Source organism: Cytobacillus sp. Bac17 (genome assembly GCF_024519925.1).
In the GTDB taxonomy this organism is placed as follows: Bacteria; Bacillota; Bacilli; order Bacillales; family Cytobacillaceae; genus Cytobacillus; species Cytobacillus pseudoceanisediminis.
Window position 1 is genome coordinate 1 of the sequence record NZ_JALJRC010000067.1, and the last position, 3,351, is coordinate 3,351.

General features: G+C 39.0%; 4 protein-coding genes and 1 pseudogene. 4 read left to right on the forward strand and 1 reads right to left on the reverse strand.

The window, feature by feature from the left end; genetic code table 11:
• Together NR125_RS29015 and NR125_RS29020 are read left to right on the forward strand one after the other, a co-directional pair.
• Positions 1-834 (forward strand): annotated as a pseudogene (locus tag NR125_RS29015) (hypothetical protein); the annotation flags it as partial.
• The gene (locus tag NR125_RS29020; protein WP_256816817.1) at positions 831-1,031 is read left to right on the forward strand and encodes a hypothetical protein; all 201 of its coding nucleotides are present in this window, start codon (positions 831-833) and stop codon (positions 1,029-1,031) included. The pseudogene NR125_RS29015 and the gene NR125_RS29020, both read left to right, overlap by 4 nt.
• A 13-nt stretch (positions 1,032-1,044) precedes the next feature.
• On the opposite strand, the gene NR125_RS29025 is transcribed toward NR125_RS29020, so the two are convergent.
• Positions 1,045-1,602 (reverse strand): replication/maintenance protein RepL, encoded by a 558-nt coding sequence (locus NR125_RS29025; RefSeq protein ID WP_048558832.1) that lies wholly within the window; start codon positions 1,600-1,602, stop codon positions 1,045-1,047.
• A 583-nt stretch (positions 1,603-2,185) separates the two neighbouring features.
• Here NR125_RS29025 and NR125_RS29030 point away from each other — a divergent pair.
• Together NR125_RS29030 and mobV are read left to right on the forward strand one after the other, a co-directional pair.
• Positions 2,186-2,365 (forward strand): hypothetical protein, encoded by a 180-nt coding sequence (locus NR125_RS29030; protein ID WP_001087698.1) that lies wholly within the window; start codon positions 2,186-2,188, stop codon positions 2,363-2,365.
• A gap of 418 nt (positions 2,366-2,783) precedes the next feature.
• A partial coding sequence (gene mobV, locus NR125_RS29035; protein ID WP_256816822.1) for a MobV family relaxase occupies positions 2,784-3,351 on the forward strand: 568 nt, incomplete at its 3' end.

The following is a 3,351-nucleotide window of genomic DNA, read 5'->3' on the forward strand; positions in this document are numbered from 1 at the left end:
CAAAATGACTTTGACTTGGAAAGAGGGGTCTCATCAAGCCGTAAACACGTGGAGACGGCTAAATATAAGGCTCAAACGTTCCAAAGTATGGAGAAGGAAGCTCAAGAGAAGTACGAACGGACAATGGGTCATATCCAAGAGATTGACGACAAATCGAAATCGATTGCGAATATCGAAGCTAAAAAGGTTCTTGGGCTTGTTGGAATGAAGGAACAAGACTATAAAAGCCTAGTCGATTATGCGACTAACGGAGTGGCTTATCAGCTACAAGCAGAGAATCTGCAGAAAGAGTTGGAAAAGACTCAAAAAGAAGTTACGCAGCTGAAAGCTGATATGCAAATTGGACAAGATAAAATTCGCTATTACTACAAAGATATTGAAGAGAATTTAGACTCCTTAGCAGAGAAAAAAGCACTGCAAAAAGTGAAGCAAACAGACATTGTAAAGAACTATGGAGACTTGATAGAAAAGTACAATGGACTCGTTAATAAATATAATGACCAGTTGAAGGAGAAAAAGGAGTTAAAACAACAGGTGGACACTCTAAAAATTGAGAACCGCTCTTACCAAAATGAGAATCGGGAATTGAAATCAGAGAACGGAACATTGAAGGAAAAACTCACACAGATCAGTAAGGAGTTTTCAGCTTTTAAAGAGAAAATGGGGCATGTTCTTCATGCTCAACTTGACCGAGTAAAAACGTTCTTGAGGATGAATGATGTAGACCGAAGTACAATCAAGTTCCTGGATGATAAGCAAGATAAATTAGTCCAGGACTCTTTAGAAAAAATGGAGAAGCCACAAAGGCAAAAAGGGATGGAGATGGAACGTTGATGAAGGTGAAACAATTGGTTGAGAAGTTGGAGAAACTAGACCAAGAGGGAGAATTAATGCTTTTTATGAGGGATAGAAAGAGACCTCATTTAGGTTCTGGAACTCTTATTCCAATAAAAGATATTGGTGTTTTTACAAGTGTTGACCAAGATTCAAATGAGGGCAAATATGCTCTTGAAATAAAGAAAAGCGAGTAGTTATCTACTCGCTTTATTTTAAGTTTTCACGTTCTCTAAGGGCTTTAAATTTATCAAATTGGCTTTTGTATTCAAAGTCCTTGTTTTCCTTTTTGCTGACAAGGATTTTACCATCGTATTTAGCAAATTTCTTTTTGTCATTGCCATCTGTCCAAGCAAGGTCTTCGTTCACTACATAGACGTTTGATGTTCCCATTTTTAAAACATTTAAAAATCCATTCTCCTCTAAAAGCTTTACTGCTCTGTAAACTGTTGACCTTGATTTGCCAAAATAATCTTCAAAAACTGCATAAGAACAAGCTAAAGCATTTCTGTTATCCATGTGTTCCAAGATAAAAAATAATAAAGAACTTGCGAAGTTATGATTTGCCATTAACCATCTTAATTCTGGCATGTTGTCACGATAAAGCTGAATGAAATTATGATTTTTCTTTTTCTCTTCAAATTGCTCTTTGTCTTTGTTTTCTTGCTGTTCAAGATCAATAAGTCTTTGAAGCATTTGAAGTTGTTCAGGGGTTAATTCAACATTAATTTTTCTCTGCTCGTCCAATTTACGCACCTCTGCTGGCATAGAATCCTTCTCTCCCTTGTTATGTATCATCAGCTGTGATACCTATATGTATAATTTATGACACATCATAGGTCAAAAATGAACTATAGTCAAGCAAAAAATGACACATCTTAATTCAACCATGTGTCACAAGCTATGACACATATACGTGTCACAAGCTATGACACATTACCTTAACTAAAACATTGATATATCAACATTTTTTCTGTGTTCCCTTCTATATCTCCTAAAGGGCTTTTCTCCACGCAAGGTTCGGGTAGTATTTTTCGGACAGACCACCGAAAAATCTCCACCCTTTTCTCCTTGCATTCCGAAATTTTGGCGGTGCTGGACTATCGCCAAGCCGACGTACCTAAAACGAGGAATTCAGGAAATCGGCTTGCTCGAGCCATTGTACCGCCAAAACCGCCAGTGCTTCCGTTCATGAATTTTCCTCTTTTGCCTTATTGATCTACGCAATATGGGGGCTTCCCCCAAACCCCCTTGCCAGCCTCCACCCTAAAACAAGGGGAGAATTGATGGTCTTCGAATAAAAATCTTTGATATTTAGAAATCTAATTTTAAAGAAGGGAGTTGAGCTTTCATGAATAGTAACAGTAGCATTAATAAAAGTAATTTAAATTTATTAGCCGTAGTAGCACTAGGATTGACGACAATTTACACCGCAATATTAGCGACTCAATTAATGTCCACAAAACATAAAGTTGATTATTTATATTACAAAGAACATTTTCAAAAAAATAATAAGGGGAATAATAATTAATCGCTAAAACAATGAGAGGCGCCTAAAACAATGAGAGGCGCTCTAGAAGCGTCTTTTTTGCTTTTTAAGGGTTTTTACTAGGGGCAACCTCTTACAAAGGCGAGAGAGGCCCGTATGGCGTCTGTCAACGGTACCGGACCGAAGGGAGGATAAGGAGTTGATAGACTCACTTCACCAAGACCCTCTTGGTGTCTCAAAAGGCAACACCTTTTGAGCTGCCTACCGGCGAGGGAGCCCCTCAAGGATTGAGGGGGTGGGGAGTTCGATTAAGGGGGTCTGGGGAAGAGTTCCCCAGTGGGTTTGGGCAAAGCCCAAGGTTTGGCTTTTAGCGTCGCAGACCACATGAAACTTTGCGTGCAAAGTGTAGTGTGTTACACTTTCTATTAATCTATCGATTTTCAGAAAGGGTGCGTACCCCATGAGTTACTCCATTATCCGAATGCAGAAAATGAAATCAAATGCGATAAAAGGGATTCAATTTCACAACCAAAGAGAGAGGGAAAGTGAAACGAATCCCGACATCAATAAAGCCGATTCTCATCTGAATTATGACTTGATAAACGGTCAAAGGCAGATTGATTACAACGAGAAAATTAGCCAAGTAATTGAGGACAATGTGACCTCTGGAAAGAAGATTCGTAAAGATGCAGTTAAGCTGGCTGAATTCTTAATTACCTCTGACAAGGAATTCTTCGATAAAATTTCACCCAAAGAGCAGAAAAGGTATTTTGAAACGGCTCATGAGTTCCTTGCTGATCGATACGGTGAAAAGAATTTAATCTATGCGACTGTTCACTATGACGAGAAAACCCCTCACATGCACGTAGGCTTCGTTCCAGTAACGGAGGATGGCAGATTATCGGCTAAAGATTTCTTTGGCCAGAAAAAGCAACTGGTGAGCCTTCAGGACGATTTTAACAAGTACCTGAAGCAAAATGACTTTGACTTGGAAAGAGGGGTCTCATCAAGCCGTAAACACGTGGAGA

Bases quoted from the DNA above. Each gene is read 5' to 3' on its own strand.
- NR125_RS29025 (WP_048558832.1), bottom strand. From the start codon at position 1,602: ATGCCAGCAGAGGTGCGTAAATTGGACGAGCAGAGAAAAATTAATGTT.
- NR125_RS29030 (WP_001087698.1), top strand. From the start codon at position 2,186: ATGAATAGTAACAGTAGCATTAATAAAAGTAATTTAAATTTATTAGCC.